General features: G+C 68.8%; 19 protein-coding genes and 1 pseudogene. 11 read left to right on the forward strand and 9 right to left on the reverse strand.

The features are described 5' to 3' along the window. Positions 1–804, reverse strand: a complete 804-nt coding sequence (locus NX773_RS19210) for an isocitrate lyase/PEP mutase family protein (RefSeq protein WP_258857897.1) — start codon at positions 802–804, stop codon at positions 1–3. A 93-nt stretch (positions 805–897) separates the two neighbouring features. Here NX773_RS19210 and NX773_RS19215 point away from each other — a divergent pair, with 93 nt between their 5' ends. Beyond that, positions 898–1797 (forward strand): LysR family transcriptional regulator, encoded by a 900-nt coding sequence (locus NX773_RS19215; protein ID WP_258857898.1) that lies wholly within the window; start codon positions 898–900, stop codon positions 1795–1797. On the opposite strand, the gene NX773_RS19220 is transcribed toward NX773_RS19215, so the two are convergent. Further along, the gene (locus NX773_RS19220) at positions 1794–2822 is read right to left on the reverse strand and encodes a lysozyme inhibitor LprI family protein (protein ID WP_258857899.1); all 1029 of its coding nucleotides are present in this window, start codon (positions 2820–2822) and stop codon (positions 1794–1796) included. The genes NX773_RS19215 and NX773_RS19220 overlap by 4 nt on opposite strands. Here NX773_RS19220 and NX773_RS19225 point away from each other — a divergent pair. Continuing rightward, positions 2815–3045, forward strand: a complete 231-nt coding sequence (locus NX773_RS19225; RefSeq protein ID WP_258857900.1) for a hypothetical protein — start codon at positions 2815–2817, stop codon at positions 3043–3045. The two genes, NX773_RS19220 and NX773_RS19225, sit on opposite strands and share 8 nt — an antisense overlap. Positions 3046–3157: 112 nt before the next feature. After that, positions 3158–4315 carry an MFS transporter gene (locus NX773_RS19230; protein WP_258857901.1) on the forward strand — a complete coding sequence of 386 codons (1158 nt, stop codon included), beginning with the start codon at positions 3158–3160 and terminating at the stop codon, positions 4313–4315. Between the two features lie 118 nt (positions 4316–4433). Here the strand turns inward: NX773_RS19230 and NX773_RS19235 are convergent, their stop codons facing one another. Beyond that, complete coding sequence (locus tag NX773_RS19235; protein WP_258857902.1) at positions 4434–6218, reverse strand: glycoside hydrolase family 2 protein; 1785 nt, start codon at positions 6216–6218, stop codon at positions 4434–4436. A 136-nt stretch (positions 6219–6354) separates the two neighbouring features. On the opposite strand from NX773_RS19235, the gene NX773_RS19240 reads away from it, so the two are divergent. From NX773_RS19240 to NX773_RS19250, 3 genes are read left to right on the forward strand one after another with little or no spacing between them, the layout of a single operon-like run. Continuing rightward, complete coding sequence (locus NX773_RS19240; RefSeq protein ID WP_258857903.1) at positions 6355–6987, forward strand: DUF4254 domain-containing protein; 633 nt, start codon at positions 6355–6357, stop codon at positions 6985–6987. Further along, on the forward strand, positions 6984–7829 hold the full coding sequence (locus tag NX773_RS19245) for a glycosyltransferase family 2 protein (protein WP_258857904.1): 846 nt from the start codon (positions 6984–6986) through the stop codon (positions 7827–7829). Before NX773_RS19240 ends, NX773_RS19245 begins: the two co-directional genes overlap by 4 nt. Beyond that, on the forward strand, positions 7826–8998 hold the full coding sequence (locus tag NX773_RS19250) for a glycosyltransferase family 9 protein (protein ID WP_258857905.1): 1173 nt from the start codon (positions 7826–7828) through the stop codon (positions 8996–8998). The genes NX773_RS19245 and NX773_RS19250 overlap by 4 nt, the downstream gene beginning before the upstream one ends. A gap of 262 nt (positions 8999–9260) precedes the next feature. Here NX773_RS19250 and NX773_RS19255 read toward each other — a convergent pair whose 3' ends face one another. From NX773_RS19255 to NX773_RS19270, 4 genes are read right to left on the reverse strand one after another with little or no spacing between them, the layout of a single operon-like run. Further along, complete coding sequence (locus tag NX773_RS19255) at positions 9261–10313, reverse strand: glycosyltransferase family 9 protein (protein WP_258857906.1); 1053 nt, start codon at positions 10311–10313, stop codon at positions 9261–9263. Between the two features lie 11 nt (positions 10314–10324). After that, a complete protein-coding gene (locus tag NX773_RS19260) occupies positions 10325–11341 on the reverse strand; it encodes a radical SAM protein (RefSeq protein ID WP_258857907.1) in 1017 nt (338 codons plus the stop codon). Between the two features lie 8 nt (positions 11342–11349). Next, positions 11350–12705 (reverse strand): N,N-dimethylformamidase beta subunit family domain-containing protein, encoded by a 1356-nt coding sequence (locus NX773_RS19265; protein WP_258857908.1) that lies wholly within the window; start codon positions 12703–12705, stop codon positions 11350–11352. Then, complete coding sequence (locus NX773_RS19270; protein ID WP_258857909.1) at positions 12702–14381, reverse strand: carbamoyltransferase family protein; 1680 nt, start codon at positions 14379–14381, stop codon at positions 12702–12704. The genes NX773_RS19265 and NX773_RS19270 overlap by 4 nt, the downstream gene beginning before the upstream one ends. A 163-nt stretch (positions 14382–14544) precedes the next feature. Here NX773_RS19270 and NX773_RS19280 point away from each other — a divergent pair, with 163 nt between their 5' ends. Together NX773_RS19280 and nudC are read left to right on the forward strand one after the other, a co-directional pair. Beyond that, positions 14545–15318: a DUF4142 domain-containing protein gene (locus NX773_RS19280; RefSeq protein ID WP_307728695.1), complete on the forward strand. Its 774-nt coding sequence runs from the start codon at positions 14545–14547 to the stop codon at positions 15316–15318. A gap of 61 nt (positions 15319–15379) precedes the next feature. Beyond that, positions 15380–16201, forward strand: coding sequence for an NAD(+) diphosphatase (gene nudC, locus NX773_RS19285; protein WP_258857910.1), 822 nt, complete (start codon positions 15380–15382; stop codon positions 16199–16201). On the opposite strand, the gene NX773_RS19290 is transcribed toward nudC, so the two are convergent. Beyond that, positions 16198–17079 carry a hypothetical protein gene (locus NX773_RS19290; RefSeq protein ID WP_258857911.1) on the reverse strand — a complete coding sequence of 294 codons (882 nt, stop codon included), beginning with the start codon at positions 17077–17079 and terminating at the stop codon, positions 16198–16200. The two genes, nudC and NX773_RS19290, sit on opposite strands and share 4 nt — an antisense overlap. A 145-nt stretch (positions 17080–17224) precedes the next feature. On the opposite strand from NX773_RS19290, the gene folE reads away from it, so the two are divergent. From folE to NX773_RS19305, 3 genes and pseudogenes are all read left to right on the forward strand, one after another. Continuing rightward, positions 17225–17791, forward strand: a complete 567-nt coding sequence (gene folE / locus NX773_RS19295) for a GTP cyclohydrolase I FolE (RefSeq protein ID WP_258824265.1) — start codon at positions 17225–17227, stop codon at positions 17789–17791. Between the two features lie 69 nt (positions 17792–17860). Further along, positions 17861–18136: pseudogene (locus tag NX773_RS19300) on the forward strand (transposase); the annotation flags it as partial. 274 nt (positions 18137–18410) lie between these two features. Beyond that, on the forward strand, positions 18411–19019 hold the full coding sequence (locus NX773_RS19305; RefSeq protein ID WP_258857912.1) for a phosphatase PAP2 family protein: 609 nt from the start codon (positions 18411–18413) through the stop codon (positions 19017–19019). A gap of 14 nt (positions 19020–19033) precedes the next feature. Here NX773_RS19305 and NX773_RS19310 read toward each other — a convergent pair whose 3' ends face one another. Then, positions 19034–19447 carry a hypothetical protein gene (locus NX773_RS19310; RefSeq protein WP_258857913.1) on the reverse strand — a complete coding sequence of 138 codons (414 nt, stop codon included), beginning with the start codon at positions 19445–19447 and terminating at the stop codon, positions 19034–19036. Positions 19448–19546: the final 99 nt, after the last annotated feature.

Raw genomic sequence — 19546 nt, forward strand, 5'->3', positions numbered from 1 at the left:
TCAGAAGAAGCCGTTGACCTGCGCGTAGGGCGCGGCGCCTTCGATCAACGGCTGCGAGCGGCCATCGGCCAAAAAGCCGCTTGCCAGTTCGGTGGTGCGCGCCCACAGCTGCTGCGGCAACCACGAGCCGGCGCTGACGCGGCGCACGCCCAGCGCACCCAGTTCGGCCACCGGCGGCAGGCCCGGCCAGGCGATGACGTTCAGGCGCAGGCGAGTGCCGGCGGCGATCGCGTGGATCTCCTCGCGATCGACCACGCCCAGCACGAACAGGCCGTCCGCGCCCGCGCTGGCGTAGCGCCGCGCGCGATCGAGCGTCTCTGCCACCCGCGCCTGCGGCTCGACGAGGCCGCGCGCGTACACATCGGTGCGCACGTTGATGTACAGCTTGACCCCGAGCCGCTGCGCCGCCTTGCGCGCCTGCTCGATCTTCTCGCACAGCCGCTCCGGCGATCCGGCGCCGTCCTGGATGTTGATGCCGGCCGCGCCGGCCGCGATGAAACGCGCCACGTGCTCGCCCACCTGGTGCGGGTCGTCCGCGTAGCCACCTTCGATGTCCACCGACAGCGGCACCGTGAGCATGCGCGCGATGCGTTCGATGGCCGCGAGGTGCTGACCGACCGGCAGCACGTCGCCGTCGCGGTAGCCGAGCGACCAGGCGACGCCCGCGCTGGTGGTGGCGATCGCTTGCGCGCCGAGGTGTTCGACCAGGCGCGCGCTGCCGGCATCCCAGGCGTTGGGCAGGCGCAGTGGCGCGGGTTGGGAGTGCAGGTCGTGGAAGGCGAGGGCGCGCTCTGCGATGTCCATGTGTTTCTCCTGTGATGAGAAGGACATTCTAATAATCTCGATTTGTGGCGATAATAGCTGGGTAAGCAATTCATTCATTCGCAGGAGGACCGAATGCAGGAGCCATCGCTGGCGCTGGTGCGCGCTTTTGTCACCGTGGCCAGGCACCAGAGCTTTGCCAGGGCGGCGCGCGAGCTGGGGATGACGCCGTCGTCGGTGAGCCGATTGGTCAAGCAGCTCGAGGCGGCGCTGGGCATCGTGCTCATCAACCGCACCACGCGCGCGATGTCGCTCACCGAGGCCGGGCAGCGCTACTACGCCGACTGCGCGGCCGGCTTCGAGCAGTTGCGCGGGGCCTGGGAGCGGCTGCGCGACGAGCACGAACTGCCGCAGGGGACGCTGCGCCTGTCGGCGCCGCTGGTGTTCGGGCGCAGCCACGTGGTGCCGCACCTGTCCGGGTTCATGCGCGCCTACCCGCAGATCGAGATCGATCTAATCATGACCGACCGCTACGTCGATATCGTCGGCGAAGGCGTGACGCTGGCGATCCGCATCGGCCGGCTCGAGGACTCGACCCTGATCGCGAAGAAGCTGCTGCCGAACCGGCGCATTCTGGTCGCCGCGCCCGGGTACCTGCAGCGGCATGGCGAACCGGCGAGCGTGGACGATCTGGCGCGGCACGATTGCCTGGTCTCGACCGCAAGCCACGACGGCGAGGCCTGGCGCTTGTTTGGCCCGGAGGGCGAGCGGCTGGTGCGTCCGCGTCCGCGCGCGCGGGCCGACAACGGCGACGCGGTGCGCCAGCTGGCGGTGGACGGGCATGGCATCGCCTTCCATTCGGCGGTGACGATGGCGCCGTCGATGCGCGCCGGGGAGCTGGTGCAGGTGCTGCCTGCGTGGGCCGGGCGCGAGACCGGCGTGTACGCGGTCTATCCGGCGCGCGCGCTGGGGCCCGTTGCGCGCAGCTTCCTGGACTACCTGGCGGCGCGCTGGGCCGAGGATGGCACGGCCTAGCGGCCTTCGGCCGCCGCTTCCAGCTCGTCCAGCTGGCGGATGCGGCGGCTGGTGAGCAGCGCGCGCCAGCCGGAAGCCGGCACGTCCGGGTACTTGATCGAGCCGAACAGCTCCATCGCGTCGCGGTAGGCGAGCCAGGCACGCTGGGTCTTCTCGACCCCCGACTTGCGGATCGAGCCGAGGTAGGAGTCCGGGCCGGGCACGGCCTGCATGAACTGCTGGTACAACTGGTTCATCTTGTCGTCCAGCGCCTTGTATTCGCCCTCGCTAAAGCGTGGCGTCTTCCCGCGCTGGAATTCGGACAGGTCCTCGTTGAAGCGGTCCAGCTCCGCGCTCAGGGCCTCGGCGCGCAGGCGCGCGCGGGCCAGGCTGCCCTGGTCGGTCTCGTAGTCGCCGCGATGCTCGGCAAAGTGCTGCATCGCCTCGCGCACCATGTCCAGCCCGACGCGTTCCTTCGGTGTCCACGCGCGCGTGAGCGCGGCCAGGTCGTCATTGCGCAGGCGGTCGCCCTGGCGCTCGCGCGCGGCGGCGCAAAAGTCGCGCAGCGCCGGGCCGGCGTCGTCGCACTGGTCGAACACCGTGCGCGCGTCGCGCCGCTTCAGGCGCGCCAGCCGGTTGCGCAGTTCGGCCGGCGTGGATGGCATGGCGCACGCGTACTTCATCGCCAGCCCGAGGTTGGGCGCCACGCCCGCGCCGTTCGCATACAACATCATCAACACCGCGCTGTCGCCGGTGCGGAAAGCGCACTCGCGCACCTTGTCCCAGTCGGCGTCGCCGGGCCGGTGCATCGCGCGGGTGTCGTAATACAGCGCGGCGGCATCGCAGCGTGCCGGCCCGCCTGCCCGCGCCAGGTCGCCCGGCGGCGGGCGCAGGTAGCGCACCTGCTGGCATTGCAGGCCGGGCTCGGTGGTGGCGCCCTTGTGCGTCGCCGCGGGATGGTTCGCGGCCCAGGTATCAGCCGCGAGCAGCGCCGCCGGGACCATCGCCAGGCGCAGCACGCGCAGCAGGGTTGAAGTCGTGGCCATCGCCCACCTCCTCATTTGCTTCTCGGATGCAGTTAGTTTCCGAATGGAAGATTCAAACCTAAACCAGGCTGATCCTGGCGGAGGTGACGTGGCGCAATTTCTTCGCATGTTGTGTGTTCAAAATCAACTGCTGCAAGCTTCGCAACGCACGCAAATTTTTTTCCGGTTGGCAAAGCAGACGGCCGAAAAACTCTTTAAAATTCCTCCCGTAAATTATTCCTGACGCCAACCACTTCGGTTGGCGTTTCGCATTTTTAGGCCCTGTTAGCAGTTCTTTACTGAACGAAGTTGAAACGTCCTGCCCCGCAGGCCCGCCCAACCGACCAACCGGAACAATGCAAACTCCTGTCTCCAGCCAACGCTTTTCGCTCACCCAAGTACAAATCCAAAGCTTCGCCCTGCCCCTGTTGTTCGCCCTGTTCGGGCTGATCATGGGATCGTGGGCGGGCCGCATTCCGGCGCTGGCCGCCGGCGTGCACGTGTCGCACGCCGCACTGTCGATGGTGCTGCTGTGCGGCGGCCTCGGCGCCGTCGTTTCTTACCCAATTTCGTCCTGGCTGATGGGCAACTACGGCGCCCGCAAGACGCTGCTGGTGTCGGGCCTGGCGCTGCTGGCCGACCTGGTTTCGATCGGCATGGCGCCCACCGTGTCGCGCCTGATGCTGTCCGTGCTGATGCTCGGCATTACCGCCTCGACCTTCGACGTGGCCGTCAACTCGGCCGCCACCCGTCGCGAAAAGCAGAGTGGCAAGTCGGAACTGTCCCGACTGCACGGCCTGGGCTGCGCCGGTGGCCTGGCGGGCGCGACCTTGGGCAGCCTGATGGCGAGCCTGCACATTGCCCCGGCCACCCACTTCGTCATGCTGGCCGGTCCCCTGGCCCTGGTGCTGTGGGGCGCCTGCCAGGTGCTGGACATCGACGACGCCGCCGAACACGTCGAGAAGAAGAAATTCGCGCTGCCGCGCGGCCCGCTTGCGCTGCTGGGCGCGATCGGTTTCCTCGGCTCGATGGCCGAAGGCAGCATTGCCGACTGGAGCGGCGTGTTCCTGCGCGAACACTTCCACGCCACCGACGGCCTGGCGCCGCTGGCCCTGTCGTCGTTCTCGGTGATGATGCTTGCCTCGCGCATGTGCGGTGACCGCCTGAAGGCGCGCTACGGCGCCAAGCCGCTGGTGACCGGCGGTGCGATGTTCGGCGCGGCCGGCCTGTTCTTCGCCGTGCTCTCGCCCAACGCATTCTGCGCGCTGTTTGGCTTTGCCGTGGCCGGCCTTGGCCTGTCGCTGGTGTTCCCGTTCGTGTTCTCGGCCGCCGGCGCGCAGGGCCCGATGGCGCTGGCCGGCGTGGCCAGCATGGCCTACACCGGCAGCCTGATGGGGCCGCCCGCGATCGGCGCCATCGCTCAAGGGCTGGGCATGCAGGCCGCGATCGCATGGATCGGCGCGCTGGCGCTGGCCATCGCCTGGGTCGCCAACCGGGCTCGCCTGCTCAAGTAAGCGCGCTTGTCTCCGCCACAGAGGCGCCCCGCGGGGCGCCTCTTTTCTTTGCGCTGTCTGTATTCAGTGTCGAACCGTCGTTCCCGCCTTTTGCGGGGCCGACGTGTTGACTCAACACTCAGGCGGTGGGCCACAGGCGGCGGTGCAGCGCAAGCACCTCGTCGGGGTCGATCTTCGGTTCGCGCATTGCGGTCAGCAAGCCGTTGCGCTCGTGCTCGATGTCGGCCAGCTGGGTGTAGCACACCCCGGCCAGGAACGGCAGCGTGGCCAGGCCCTCCATCAGCACGCGGTAGCGCTCGGCCAGCTCGCCATCGCTGCGCACTACCCCGTAGGCGTCGTACAGCCGGTCGCGCCGTTCGGGCGCCACCTCGGACGCTTCCATCAGGTAGCCGCCCACTTCGGACAGCACGATCGGCTGGCCGCGGTAGCGCGCGCCGTCGAGGAACAGCGAGGTGTCGCGTGACCAGCCTTTGTCGGGCGGGCGCCCGGTGCGCAGCGTGTCGGTGTAGCGCGCCAGCAGCTTGTCGACGGGGTAGGTGTAGTCGTGGATGGTGCAGACGTCGGTCAGGTCGGTGTGGTGCCAGCCGTCGTTGTCGATCACCGGGCGCGTGGCATCGAGCATGCGGGTGCGCCCGACCATCTGTTCCAGGTAGGAGTGCTGTTCGGGATGCATTTTTAGCTCGGGAAAGCCGAGGTTTTCCACCAGCGGCACCCAGGCGATGATCGACGGGTGGTTCAGGTCGCGCAGGATCGCGCGCAGCCATTCGATCAGCAGCCTTTCCTCGGCCTTGGTGGACCAGCCGCGCGCGTTGGGCATTTCCTCCCATACCATCAGGCCCATGCGGTCGCACCAGTAGAGCCAGCGCTCGCATTCGATCTTCTGGTGCTTGCGTACGCTGTTAAAGCCGAAGCGCTTGATCCAGCCGATGTCGGCGCGCAGCGCGGCGTCGGACGGGGCGGCCAGCAGCGTGTCGGGCCAGTAGCCCTGGTCGAGCACCATCAGCAGAAAGATGCGCTCCCCGTTCAGGTGGAAATAGCCGTCGCGCAGTTCGATCTTGCGCAGGCCGGTGTAGGACTCCACGCTGTCGAGCAGCGCGCCCTGGTGGTACAGGCGCACGCGCAGCCGGTACAGGTGCGGGTTGGAGGGCGTCCACGGCTGCGGCGAGGCGATGCGCGTGGACAGCACGATGTGGGCGGCGTGGGTGCCGGCGCGGGTGCGCGCGATCAGGCGGTCGGACTCGATGCCGTCGAACACGTCGAGCTCGGCTTCCCAGGCGCCGAACGGCGCGTGCAGGTTGGCCTGCACGGCCAGCATGCCGTCGGGCTGGGCCGACAGGATGCGCAGGTGGTCGATGCGCACCGCCGGCACCGGCTCGAGCCAGACGCTTTGCCAGATGCCGCTGGTGCACCAGTAATAGATGCGCACCGGCTTGCCCGACGCGGACTGCTTGCCGCGCGGCTGGTAGGGATCCTGCCGGTCCTCGACGCGCACCGCGATGCGGTTGGCGCCGGGCCGCAGGTAGGGCGCAATATTGAAGTAGAACGGCACGTGCCCGCCCCGGTTGCGCCCGGCCATGCGGCCGTTGACCCAGACCTCGGCCGCGTAGTCGACGGCGCCGAAGTGCAACAGCAGTTCGCCGAAGGTCCAGCCGGCGGGCACCTCGAAACTGCGGCCGTACCACATGATTTCGTGCACCTCGCGCGTGCCGACGCCCGAGGTGCCGGACTGGTACGGGAACGGCACCCGGATGCGGCGCGCCAGCGGGCGGCCGTCGTACCAGCCTTCGTCCAGGCCGCGGTCCTGGTCGTCGAACGCGAACTCCCACCAGCCGTCCAGGCTGGCCCAGCCGGCGCGCACCAGCTGCGGGCGCGGATAGGGGGAGGCGGTGTCGGGCGGGTCCATTGGAACGATGGTAGGGCGCGTCACGGCCAGGTGTTTGCGCTGCGCCAAATGCGCCGGGGCCGTTGCGCAGAACTTCAGGCGGCTCAGCCTTCTCCAACGTGGGCGTTGACACCGCCAAACTGAAGGGAGGGCGCAGATGCAAGCCATGCTCGATGCGTGGGCGATCGTGCGGTTCCACGACCGCGAACTGGCGCGTGCCGGCTGGCCCGCGCCGCTGCCGCCCGGCCTGCCCGGCGCCTGGCACTGGATCGGCGCCAACCACCGTTGCAACTGCCTGCTGTGGCGCGAGGAAGACCGCGCGCGCCGGCGCAACGTGCCCGCCAGCGACATCGCCGCGAGCAAGCGCCTGATCGACCAGCACAACCAGGAGCGCAACGACGCGGTCGAGGCGATCGACGAGGCGATCCTGGCCGGGCTGGCGCACGTGCGCAAGCAGCCCGGCGCGCGCCTGTCCAGCGAAACGGCGGGCGCCATGGTGGACCGGCTGTCGATCCTCGCCCTCAAGATCCACCACATGCGGCTGCAGGCCGAGCGCGTGCAGGCTGGCGCCGCCCATGTGCAGGCCTGCGGCGCCAAGCTCGAGCAGTTGCTCGCACAGCGGCGCGACCTGGCCGGCTGCCTGGACCGGCTGCTTGGCGAGGCGCGTGCCGGCGACACCTATTTCAAGGTCTACCGCCAGTTCAAGATGTACAACGATCCGGCCCTCAACCCCTGCCTGTATGTGCAGGCAGCCGGGCAGGGCGCGGAGGCCGGAAAGGCGGCGCCGTGAAGCCGCTGCCGGTGGACGTGCTGGTCCCCACCCGCAACCGGCCGGCGGCGCTGGCCGTCACCCTTACCGCGCTGGGCGCGCAGTCCGCCGGGCCGCTGCGCATCGTCGTGTCCGACCAGTCCGATGGCGCGAGCGTGTATGACGACGCTCAGGTCGCGGCCGTGCTGCGCTACCTGACGGCGCGCGGCCACCCGGTGGAAACGCTGCGCCACCTGCCGCGGCGCGGCATGGCCGAACAGCGCGCCTTCCTGCTGGCGCAGGCGCAGGCGCCCTATTGCCTGTTCGTGGACGACGACGTGATCCTGGAGCCCGACCTGGTGGAGCGGCTGTACCGTTCGCTTGTCGCCCAGGGCTGCGGTTTTGTCGGCAGCGCGCTGCACGGGCTCAGCTACCTGGGGCAGGTGCGGCCGTGGCAGGAGCACATTGCGTTCTGGGACGGCCCGGTGCTGCCCGAGGTGGTGCGGCCGGACGGGCAGGCGTGGGCGCGGCACCACCTGCACAGCGCGGCCAACCTGTTTCACGTGCAGGGGCGGCTGGGGCTGACGCGCGACACCGAGCGCCACTACCGGGTCGCGTGGGTCGGCGGCTGCGTACTGTTCGATACCGCCAGGCTGCGCGCGTGCGGCGGTTTCGATTTCTGGCGCGACCTGCCTGCCGAGCATTGCGGCGAGGACGTGGTGGCCCAGCTGCGCGTGATGGAGCGCTACGGTGGATGCGGACTGATTCCGTCCGGCGCCTACCACATGGAGCTGCCGACCACGGTGGACACGCGCGAGGTCGATGCGCCTCAGGTGCTGCTTGGCGGGCACAGCGCGGCTTGCGGGCAGGACCGGACGGCATGAGCAGCCGGCGCGCACAAGCGAACACACGCGGCACGTCCCGTGCATCTGGCAGCGTTGCCGGGGCCGCAGTGGCGGCGCAGGCACAGCTGCAGGCGCCGGCGCAGGTTCGCGACAAGCTCGACAACGTGAACAGGATCGCAGTACTCGTGCCGCATTCGGTCGGCGACTTCGTGTTCACCTTGCCGGCACTGCACGCACTGCGCCTGGCCTACCCGCAAGCCGAGCTGGCGCTGGTCGGCCAGCCCTGGCAATGCGCACTCCTGCATGGGCGGCCCGGGCCGGTGGACAAGGTGGTGCTGATGCCGCCGTATCCGGGCGTGGGCCTGGCCGCGGACGACCCATGCGGCGACAGCGCGGCTGCGGCCTTCCTCGAACAGATGCAGGCCGCGCGTATTGACCTCGCTGTACAGCTGTTTGGCGGTGGACGCTATTCCAATCCATTCGTCCAGCGCTTCGGCGCCCGGCTCGCGGTCGGCCACCGGGCCGACGATGCGCCGCCGCTGGATCGCTGGGTTCGTTACGCGGTGCCGAACAACCGCAGGCTTGCCCTGCTCGAAGTAGCGGCACTGGCGGGCGCGCCGCCGCCGCCCTTGGGCGATGAATTCGCCGTCACCGAGGCCGACCGTGCCGAGGCGGCCAAGGTATTCCGGGTCTGCGCGGGGCGTCCGCTCGCCGTCCTGCAGCCGGGCTCCACCGATCCGCGGCGTTGCTGGCCGGCGGAGTCCTTTGCCGCGGTGGGCACCGCGCTGGCCAAGGCCGGCGCGGCGGTCGCCGTCAACGGCACGGCCAGCGAGGCTGCCGTGGTCCGCGCGGTGATCGATGCAATGGCGTGGCCGGCAATCGACCTGACCGGCCGGCTGTCGCTGGCGGGCCTGTGCGGCTTGCTGGACGGCGCGGCGCTGATGGTATCCAACGATACCGGCCCACTGCACCTGGCGCTGGCGATCGGCACGCCGAGCGTGGGCATCTTCTGGTTCACCAACCTGATCGATGGCACGCCGCTGCGCCAGCATTTGCTGCGCTCCGCGCTGTCGCTGCGCCTGCACTGCCCTGTGTGCGGCGCCGAGAATGTGCGCTACCGCTGCCCGCACGATCCGAGCTTCGTGTCGGACGTGCCGGTTGAACAGGTGACGGAATTGGCGGTGTCGCTGCTGCGCAGCGCCAGTTAAAGCGCACGTGCCGATCCAGACGCTTGCACCCGGGAGCCGGCGCGGGCTCTCCAGCGCAGATTGAACGGGTGGGCAGGAGGACCTGCCCACACACTCGACCGGGTCCAGTCAAGCTGGGAACTGCAGCGCTCGCGTCCGGCTGCAGCTCGCTGCCCACGCGTTCACCTCACGTCAGATCGCCCGCGTGTGAAACCTGCCAACGGTAGGCCTTCGACGGTCCGCGCCAGCACCGCGGCAGCGGAGATCGCGCGCCGTCCCGCCATCACCAGTACGGCCACATCCCTGTCGCGCGCTCGCTGTCGGGTTCCGCGCCGGAGAGCAAGGCGCGCGCGTGCTGCAGCACGGTGGCCGCCCTTTCCGCGCCGGGGTCCCAGATGCAGCGATGGTTGTGCCGGTCCAGCGGCGCCCAGCGCGCGATGTCGGCCTTGCTGAAGATGACGACGCTCTTGAGCTTGAGCCCGGCGGCAAGGTGGGACACGCCGGTGTCGTTGCACACCAGTAGACGGGCGCCGCGCATCAGGTGGGCCATGGCGCCGATCGAGATGGGCGCGGCAGCGTTGACCGCGTGGTTGCGCATGTGCGCCGCCACTTGCCCGGCCAGAGCGGCCTCGGCGGCCGATCCGGTCAGCACCACGTCCACGCCGAATTCATCGGCCAGCTGGTCGGCCACCTCGGCGAACCGTTCCGGCGGCCAGCACTTGTCGCGATAGCGCGCGCCGGGATGCACGCAAATGTAGCTACCGGGCTCAAGCCCTTCGGCAACGCCGCTGTCGTGCAGCTCGCGCTCGTCTTTCGGAGACAGGGGAAATTCCAGGTGCTTGCCTGCCGGGTGAGCGCCAATCTTCTCCACCAGCGCCAACACCCGCTCCGGTTCGGTACCGGTCTCGGGATAGGGCAGCAGCGCGGTGGTGTCGGTGCACACCGGGTCGCCCCGCGTGTAACCTGCCATCGCATGCGCGCCAAAGCCGGCCACGATCTCGTTGGTGATGTCGCCACTGCCGTGCATCTGGATGGCCAGGCTGTTGTCGCGCGCGCCCATTTCGGCGTAGAAGGACGTCAGGTCGTGTTGCCGAGCCGGTTGTTCGGGCAGCAGCGGGTGGCCGGGGAAGGGGATGAACTCGTCGATGTAGCGGCTGAAGCGCTCGGCAAACTGGCCGGCCCAGGGCAGGCCCACCAGTGTGATGTGGGCGTCGGTGAGCGCGCTGCGCAATGCACGCAGCGCCGGCACTGCGCACAGCATGTCGCCCAGCTGCAGCGCGCGGAACACGACGACGGATCGCACTTCGAGCCGGTGCAGCAGTGGTCGGCGGTTCACAGTTTCCTCCATCAGAAGGTTCCCCGGTAAATGGCGCAGCCGGCGCACACCTGGGGCGGTTCGGACGAGGACAAGCGCGCGCGGAAATCCGCATAGCGCTCGCCGGCCCAGACCGCGGCCACGCCTTGCCGGGCCATGTCGCCCATCGATATCCGGTCCGGCGTTGCCACCATGCAGCAGGGCATGGCCTTGCCGTCGTAACTGATGTAGGTGCCGCGCCATGGCCAGTCGCAGCGCGCCGGCCCCGGCACCTGCGGGGCGTGGGGGCGCGGCGCCAGGCGCGGCAGGCGCAGGGCCAGGCCAAGCGCCGCCGCGGTCGCGCGCGTTGCGTCGAACACGGCTTCCGCATGCGCGCGGTCGGTGTTGCCCAGCAGTTCGGCGTCGATGAACGCGCGCATCGGCAGGTAGCGTTCGGGCAGCGTGTCCTCGCTGAAGTCGTGGCACAGCTGCTGGACCGCCAGGCTGTCCACGCCCAGTTCCGCCGCCAGGCGCGCCAGGGCGGGCAGGCCGTCGAGCGTGCTGCGCATCAGCACCGCGATGAGCACGATGCGGGGCTGGCGCCCCCCCGCGGCGGTCCGGGCGGCCAGCACGCGCCGCAGGTTGCGCAGCACCAGCGGCAGCCGCGCGCCCACGCGCACCCAGGCGTACGCGCGCGGGTCGGCCGAGTCGATCGACACGTGCAGGGTGTCCAGCCCGCTGTGCACGCAGCGTTGCGCCTGTTCGTCGGTCATCACCGTCATGTTGGTGTTGGTCGAGACGCGGATACCCCGTGCCGCCGCGAGGCTGACCATGTCGAAGAAGCGCGGGTGCATCAGCGGCTCGCCCAGCCCTTGCAGGTGCAGCTCGGCCAGCGCCGGAAACTGGTCGAGCAGCGCGCGAAAGGTGTCCTCGGCCATGAAGGCGGGCGGTCCGGCCTGGCCGTCGGCGCGGAACTGGACCGGGCACATGCGGCAACGCAGGTTGCACTGGCCAACCGGCTCGATCTGCACGAAGCGCGGCAGCGGCGGGCGGATGCTCTGCTCGTCCATGGCATTGCTCACCTTCTCAGCAGCCGGTCGAGCACGTTGCGGGTGATGCGCTCGACCCGCTGGTCGCGCCCGCTGTCGAGCACCTGCGCCCAGTCGGTGGTGCCGGCCGCGAACACCATGCCTGGCCGCGTGAACAGGCCCATTGCGGCCGCGTGCACGCCTTCGCCGGCGCCATGGCGCGCGCGCGGCGGCAGCTCCTGCCAGCGCGCGTCGAGCGGGCAGGCGGCCAGCAACTGGTAGTCGGCCGGGGTGCCTTCCTCGTCGCGCCAGGCCGACAGGGTCGCCATGCCGGTTGCGCGATCGAAGCTGTCCAGCGGCACGCCGTCGCATTCATAGCCGGCCAGCGGCGGCCAGGTGTGCTGGCCGAATGCCTCGCCGCGCGCAAGTCCCGTGCCCTCGAATACCCAGTGGGCCGGCTGCTGGACGATGTAGCCGGCGGTGGTGCGCGCACCGTCCCACCAGCCCCCGCCGTGGCGGTAACTGGCTCCGGACAAGCCGTCCTCGGGACGACCCGCGCCGCCCTGCGGCCACCAGTGGTCGCGCGCGCCGCGCGGCCCGCCCTGGTGGCAAACCATGGCCGTGCCGCCGTCCACCAGGTGGATTCGCCACCAGCACACGTTCGCGGCGAACAACGCAAGGTTGCCGCCGCGCCGCGTGAAGTCCTCGACCGCGTCGCGCATCGGTTCGCTCCAGTACTCGTCATGCCCGGCCGAGACCAGCAAGCGGTAGCGGTACAACAGCTCGGGATCGTCGTGAAGGTCGAGGTCGGTGCAGCACTCGGGCGCGTAGCCCTTGCGCGCCAGCCAGCGCAGAAAGCGCGCGTCCCAGTGCGCGAAGGTCTGGCGCGGCGAGCTGGCGTCGTAGTGGTCGGGCGCGCACCAGACGGTGCCGCCGATGCCGCCCCCGGGCCGCTGCAGCGAGACCCGTGCCCCCGGCGGATCGGCCGAACGGGGCGGATCGAGGTAATAGCAGCCGCCGCCGGTGCAGTTGTAGGCGTGGTAGGTCGCCAGCGGCAGCTTGTACAGCATGCCGCCCTGGCGCATTCCGCGCACGACGAACAGCACGGCCGCCGTGTCCAGCGCCAGGTCGAGCGGTCTGCCGCCCGGCTCTTGCAAATGGGCGATGTACACCCCGGAAGGCCAGTCCGCCGGCACCGTGAACGTGTAGGGCGGCCAGCGCCAGTCCTCGGCCGCGCCGCGCTCGGGCGCGCGCTCGCCGGGCAGGCATTCACTCTGCCACAGCAGTTGCGGGCCGTCGGCCCACCGGTAAAAGCCCACGTGAAAGCGCGGGCTGTCGGTGGCCACGTGCAGCACCAGCCGCTCGCCCGGCAGGACACTGGCGCGGCCCGGGTAGCCGCGTATCATTCGGGCAGCTCCGGCTCGATGCGCTTGCGCAGCAAGAACGGCGGCATCGCCAGCGCATGCAGCGGCATGCGCCGGAACGAGGTGATGGCATCCAGCGCCGTCTCGACGATCGGCTCGTCCTTGCCGTTGAACGAGGTGTTGAGCAGCACCGGAATGCCGGTGCGCGCATGAAAGCCGGCCAGCAGCGAGCGCAGCAGCGGATCGTCCTGCGGGCCCACGGTCTGCAGGCGCGCGGTGCCGTCCACATGGGTGATCGCCGGCACCAGCGACGCCAGCGCCGGCCGAACAGGCGCCGCGAACTGCATGAAGCGGCACGGCCCCGCCAGCTCGAAGAAGTCGGCCGCATGCTCTTCCAGCACCATGGGCGCGAGCGGGCGGAACCACTCGCGCTGCTTGACGCGTGCATTGATCCAGTCGCGCATGTAGCCGTGGCGCGGATTGCCCAGGATGCTGCGGTGCCCGAGCGCGCGCGGCCCGAATTCGCTCCTGCCCTGGAACAGCCCGACCACCTTGTTGGCGCACAGCAGGTCGAGCATGCGCTCGCACAGCGCGCCACGCCCGCGCAGGCGCTCGACGATGAGGTCGGGCGCATCGGACACCGCCGCCTCGATGGCCGACAGCGCGGGCTCCGGGCCGAGGTAATCGCTGGTCCAGCGGAACTCGCATTGCGCGCCCGCCAGTTCGGCCAGGCCGTACACGGCGCAGCCAAGGGCGGTGCCGGCATCGCTGGGCGCGGGCGGAATGAACACCTGCCGGAACGGCGTCTCGCGCAGCAGCCGCTCGTTGGCCGAGCAGTTCAGCCCGGTTCCGCCGGCAAAGCACAGGTGCTCGGACCCGGTGGCCGCGTGCAGCCAGCGCGCCACCTGCAGCAGCGCCTCCTCGAACGCGTGCTGGCCGGCGGCGGCCAGGTTGGCGCAATCGGAAAAGCGCACCCCGGGCGAGCCGTAGCGAAAGCGCTTGCGCTCGTCCAGCAGCGCGCGCCACGCGGCCGGCACGCTGACCTGGCCGCCGTCCACGTCGAGCGGCGGCAGCGAAAACGCGGCCCGGTTGCCGTGCGGCGCCAGCCCCATCACCTTGCCCTCGTTGCCCTCGCCCGGGAACATGGTTTGGGTGAGCATGAAGTAGAACATGCCCAGCCCCGCCAGCCGGTGCTCGTCGCGGTCCCACACCTGCTTGCCGATGCAGTCGATGCGCTCGCGGCTGGCGCGGTAGAACGACGACACCTCGCGCCAGTCGCCCGGCACGGCCGCCGCACCGCTCCAGTGCTCGGTCAGTTCGGACACGGGGCTGCCCTGGCCGTCCACCACCATCACCGCCGCCTCGTGAAATGGCGACGGATGGAACACGCTGTACAGGTGCGCCAGGTGGTGCGAGATGCGCACGCGCCGGCAGCCGGGCGCAAGGCGCAAGGTTTGCTGCAGCTCGGCCTCGTACTCGGGCAGGCGCGCCACCTCTTCGTCGGATGAAAAGCATTCGACCAGCACGTCGATGGGCCGGTCGAGCCCGGGCAGGCGTTCGCGGTAGATGTTGCGCAGGTCGCCCGGCCGGCCCCAGTGGTGCTTGCGGCGCGTGAGCCGCTCTTTCTGGATGGCCCAGATGAGCGTTGACCCGTGCAGCAGGCAGGCGCTCGCATCTTGCGTGCGGTTCAGTCCCAGCACCACGGGGCCATCGTTCATCTTGTTCTCCTGGTTGGTTGGCGCAAGCGGTGAAGCGGTCCAGCCCCCCTTTGAGCATGATGAGTTCCAAATAGTTCGTGGCGAGCGCATGCAAAAGCGCGAAACCTGTGCGCCGCAACGAGGTCAGACCTGTTTTTTCAGTCCATTGCCAAGGGAGGGCATCATGGCGCGCGTCAATCCGATCCAGATCCAGAAGTACCTGAAGGGCGTCGACTACCCGGCTTCCAAAGCAACGCTGCTCGATACGGCCAGGCGCGAGGGCGCGGACGAGAACGTGTGCGCCTCGCTCGAGCAGCTGCCGGATGAACAGTTCCAGACCCCGGCCGACGTCAGCCAGGCCTTCGGCCGCCTGCCCGACGAGGTGGCCGGCGCGCCGGCGGCGGGCCGCGAAGCCGCCGCCGGCAAGGACGAAGCGCGCCCCGGCGGCAAGCAGGCCGGGGCCAGGGAAGAAGGCGCGCACAAGGAGCCGGCCCATGCGCGCCGCGAGGGCGGCCAGCGCTACACCGGCGGCAACGAGTTCCTGATCGAGGCGATGCAGGATTCCATGGCGGAGATACAGATTTGCGAGATCGCGATCGAGAAGTCGGAGAACGCGGACGTGAAGAAGTTCGCCCAGTCCATGATCGACGAGCATGGCCGCATGGGCCGCGAGCTGGAACAACTGGCTAGCGGCAAGGGCCTGGAGGTGCCGCGCCAGATCCGGCCCGAGCAGGAGCTGACGGTGGACGAGCTGTCCAGCCTGTCAGGACGCGACTTCGAGCAGCGCTGGATCCAGTACAACATCGATGTGCACGAGCGCGACACCAAGGTGTTCCGCCACTATGCGCAGGAGGAGCCCGACCGCGACATTGCCACCTTGGCGAAAAAGCATGGCGATGCGCTGGGCAAGCACCTGAAGGCCGCGCACGACCTGGGCAAGAAGCTGGCAAGACCCTGAGCCCGGCGGGCGCGGCGCGAAAACGGTATCATCAAGGCATCTTGTTCCGACGATACCAACGATGCTGCAAACGCCCGCCACCTTCACGCCCCTCCTGGTCCGGCAGGAGCATGACGATCCGCTCAATTTCCTGTTCCATGGCAACAGGCTGCTGGTGCGCGAGCACGACCTGGCCCTCCCTGGCCAGGACGTGCTGCGCGCCCTCGACCTCGATTTGCGCCGGATGCAGCCGGTCGGCCTGCTCGACCGCCGCTATGCCCAGGCCGGCTGGCTCGACACCGAAACGGTCCCGGACGGCTACGCCCTGCAACCGCTGCGCGGCCTGATGTTCGGCAGCATGGACGAGACCCTGGTTGGCGTGGCCGCGCGCGCGGCCCAGGTGGCCGAGTGGGCGCGCACCCACCGCTTCTGCGGCGCCTGCGGCGGCAGCACCGAACAGGCCACGGGCGAGCGCTGCTTCAAGTGCCCCTCGTGCGGCCACATGGCCTATCCGCGCATTTCGCCGGCGATGATGGTGCTGATCCGCAAGGGCGATTCGGTCCTGCTCGCCATGCACGTGCAGTCACCGGCCAAGCGCTTTGTGCCGCTGGCCGGGTTCCTGGAAGCCGGTGAATCGATCGAGGAAGCCGTGCACCGCGAGGTGTTCGAGGAGGTGGGCCTGCGCGTGCAGAACCTGCGCTATTTCGGCAGCCAGTCCTGGCCCTTCCCGCACTCGCTGATGATTGCCTTCACCGCCGACTATCTTGACGGCGAGATCCGCGTTGACCCGAACGAGATCAGCGAGGCGCGCTGGTTCGGGCCGCACGACGAGTGGCCGGAACGCGTGCCCCACATCTCGATTTCGAGCGTGCTGGTGGACGCGCACCGGCCCCCTGGCCGCTAGCTCGCGGCGGCCGCTGCCGCTGTCGTGCCCGCTGCCTGGCGTCGCTCGCGCGCCACTTCTTCTGGCTTGCTGCCGGTCCCGCGCATCTGCACCGCGCGCTGCAGGATGTCGAACCAGAAGGGCGCCCCGAACAGCGTGGTCGAGGCGGTCATCAGCCAGCCCGCCACCTGCAGCAGGAAGGCGTTGTCCAGGTGCGGCGGGAAGCTGGTCCAGCCGATCGGCAGCGCCATGAACGCCTGCACCGTGGCCTGGTCGAGCGCGCCCGGCGCACCGTTGATGCCCGCCGACAGCACCGGATGCTGCCATAGCGTGCGGAACAGGTGGATGCTGTCCACGTTGAAAAAGATCGCGACCAGCAGCGAGATCAGGAACGAGATCAGGAGTTGCTGGCGCTTGTAGGCCCCGGACACGCGCTCCATCGCGTTGTCGAACCAGCCCGCCACCAGCGTCTGGAACTGCTCCAGCCCCGCCGCCCGCTTGTACAGCCCCTGCAGCACGCGCCTGACCTGCGGATCGGGAATCTGCTCGATCGCGCTGCCCAGCGCCTCGTAGGTGGCCGGCCCGTTCTGCTGGATCGTGTCCACCAGCGCAATCGCGAAGTGGGCAGGCTCGATGTAGGATGGCTTGGACTTGAGGTCGCGTTCGTCGGCCGCCGCGCCGTCGCCGTGCGGATTGACCAACGGGTGGCCGTACACGGCCTGGGCCAGCTGGGTGAAGCCGGGGTCGTTGAGCATGCTCTTGATGCCCGCCAGCAGGGTGTTGGCGCGCAACCGGAAGATCGAGGCCAGCGCTTCCTGAATGGTGGTGACGATCAGCGCGACGGTGCCGAAGCAAAAAGTTAAGCCGATGGCAACTTCCAGGACTGTGCTGCCTAGCATGGGTGTTCTCCTCAGGAAAGGTACCCGCTAACGCTAGCCCGTTTCTGCAAATGACGAGTTCGGCTGGATCAAAGAATGGGCCTCTCCGGTCGATTCCGCGCATTTTCTATATACTCTCGGCAATCGCAGAAAATCAGGGTTGACCATGTCTGACAAAGAAGCCTTCACCGAAAACGACTGGCGGCGCCTGCTGGCCAGCTTCGGCGAAGATCCGAACCGTCCCGGCCTGCACGAGACGCCGGCACGCGTTGCCAAAGCCTGGAAGCACTGGACCTCCGGCTACGACCAGGACCCGGTCGAGATCCTCAAGGCGTTCGAGGACGGCGCCGAGGAGTACAACGAACTGATCGTGGTGCGCGGCATCCCGGTCTATAGCCACTGCGAGCACCACTTGGCGCCGTTCTTCGGCAAGGCCACGGTCGGCTATTTGCCCAACGGTAAGATCGTCGGCCTGTCCAAGCTGACCCGGCTGGTCGATGTGTTCGCCAAGCGCCTGCAAGTGCAGGAGCGCATGACCATTCAGATCGCCAACGCGCTGATGGAAGCGCTCGAGCCCAAGGCGGTGGGCGTGGTCGTCAAGTGCCGCCACATGTGCATGGAAAGCCGCGGCATCCGCACCCCGGGCGAGGAAACCATCACCTCCGCCATGCTGGGCGAACTGCAGCCGAACCTGGCGCTGCGTACCGAATTCCTGGCACTGGCGCGCGACTGATCCATTTCGAGCGGGGTTCGGGAACCTGTTCCAGATCGGGCGTCTCCAAGGGATTTTGGGGCGACCGACATGGCCAGGCCAGAATTCCCGAGCGACATCTCGCGCGAGCAGTTCGAGCACATCCGAGACATGCTGGAAGCGGCGCGGCGCAAGACGCGCCCGCGCAAGCACGACCTGTACGACGTCTTTTGCGCGGTGCTGTATTTCCTCGATTCCGGCGCGGCGTGGCGCAGCATGCCGCCCGAGTTCCCGCCCTGGCGCACCGTGCACGAATACTTCACCCAATGGACCATGCTGCGCGACGGCGACAAGACCCTGCTCGAGCAGGCGCTGGAGCGGATCGGCCGCAGCAAGGAAATCGACCGCCTGCACAAACTGCTTGGGCCGCGATAGAACAACACACGCGCGTAGGGTGGGCAGGTTCTCCTGCCCACGCGTTCAAATTCCGCCTGACAGGCCATGCTTACGTGAGTTGAACGCATGGGCAAGGAACTTGCCCACCCTACATCAACCCGTCCTGTAACACTCTGTTGCGATTTCGCGTGGCAAGCCCCGTCCAGCTTGCGTTAAGCTAGTCCTATCTATTGTCATTTCGATATCAATGCGGACGGCGGCCATCATGCTCGAACACCTCAACCTCTACCTGTTCTCCATCTTCAACGCTCACGCCGGCCTGCACGGCTGGCCCCTGTCCGCCGCCCTGTTTGCCGCCGAGCGGCTGATCCTGCTGGTGCCCCTGATGCTGCTGCTGCTGTGGCTCGGCGGCGACAGCCTGCAGCGCCAGGCGGCGGTGCGCGCCGCCATGGCCACCGCCGGCGCGCTGGCGGCCAACGCCGTCATCGGCCTGCTCTGGTTCCACCCGCGCCCGTTCGTCGCCGGCATCGGCCACACCTTCATGCAGCACGCGCCGGACAGCTCGTTCCCCAGTGACCACGCGACCATCATGTTCACCGTCTCGCTGGTGCTTGCCTTCAGCCAATCCGTCAACGCGCGCCGCATCGGCACCTGGCTGTTGCCGGTGTCGATCGTGGTGGCGTGGTCGCGCGTCTTCCTCGGCGTGCACTACCCGGCTGACATGATCGGCGCCCTGGTCGTCGCGCTTGGCATGCTGGCGCTGGTCAACACGCGGACTCCGGCCGCGCTGTGCGCCACCCTGGTGCCGGCCATGGAAACCGTGTACCGCCGCGTGCTGGCCGCGCCCATCGCGCGCGGCTGGTTGCGTCCGTAAGCAGGCCTTGCGGCTCAGCGCAGCGCCATCGTCGTCGAACCGGCTTCCACGAACACCAGCTTGTCCGCCATCAGCCGGAACGCCCCAAGCGGCGTGCCGCTTGCGGCCGCCGGCGTGGCTAGCTGGCCGCAGCGGCTGGTTTCCACGCGCAGCAGCCGCTCGCCCGCCTGCACGGTGAAGATGCCATTTCCGTTGGCATACAGCGCGACATCGAGCCGTTCCGACGGAACCTTTCCTAACGAAAAGCGCCGCTGGCATTCCGGCAGGTTGGACGCAATCAGGTCCAGGTTCACGTCCTTGCTCCAGAAATAGTCCTGCTGCGCGTGCACCACCAGCGCGCGCTCGGTGCCAGCCACCAGATAGCCGGCCGCGCCATCGACGCAGGCGGACAGCAGCAGTGGAGCAAGGAGGACGAGTGCGTTGCGCATGACGGGCTCGCTTGGTTGGACATATCCAGTATAGAACTCTTCACTGGCAAGCCGCACACGCAACGGGTGTCAGCCGGGCTCCCCGGATTTTTGATTTGC

It is taken from the genome of Massilia solisilvae (genome assembly GCF_024753215.1).
GTDB classification, from domain to species: domain Bacteria; phylum Pseudomonadota; class Gammaproteobacteria; order Burkholderiales; family Burkholderiaceae_D; genus Telluria; species Telluria solisilvae.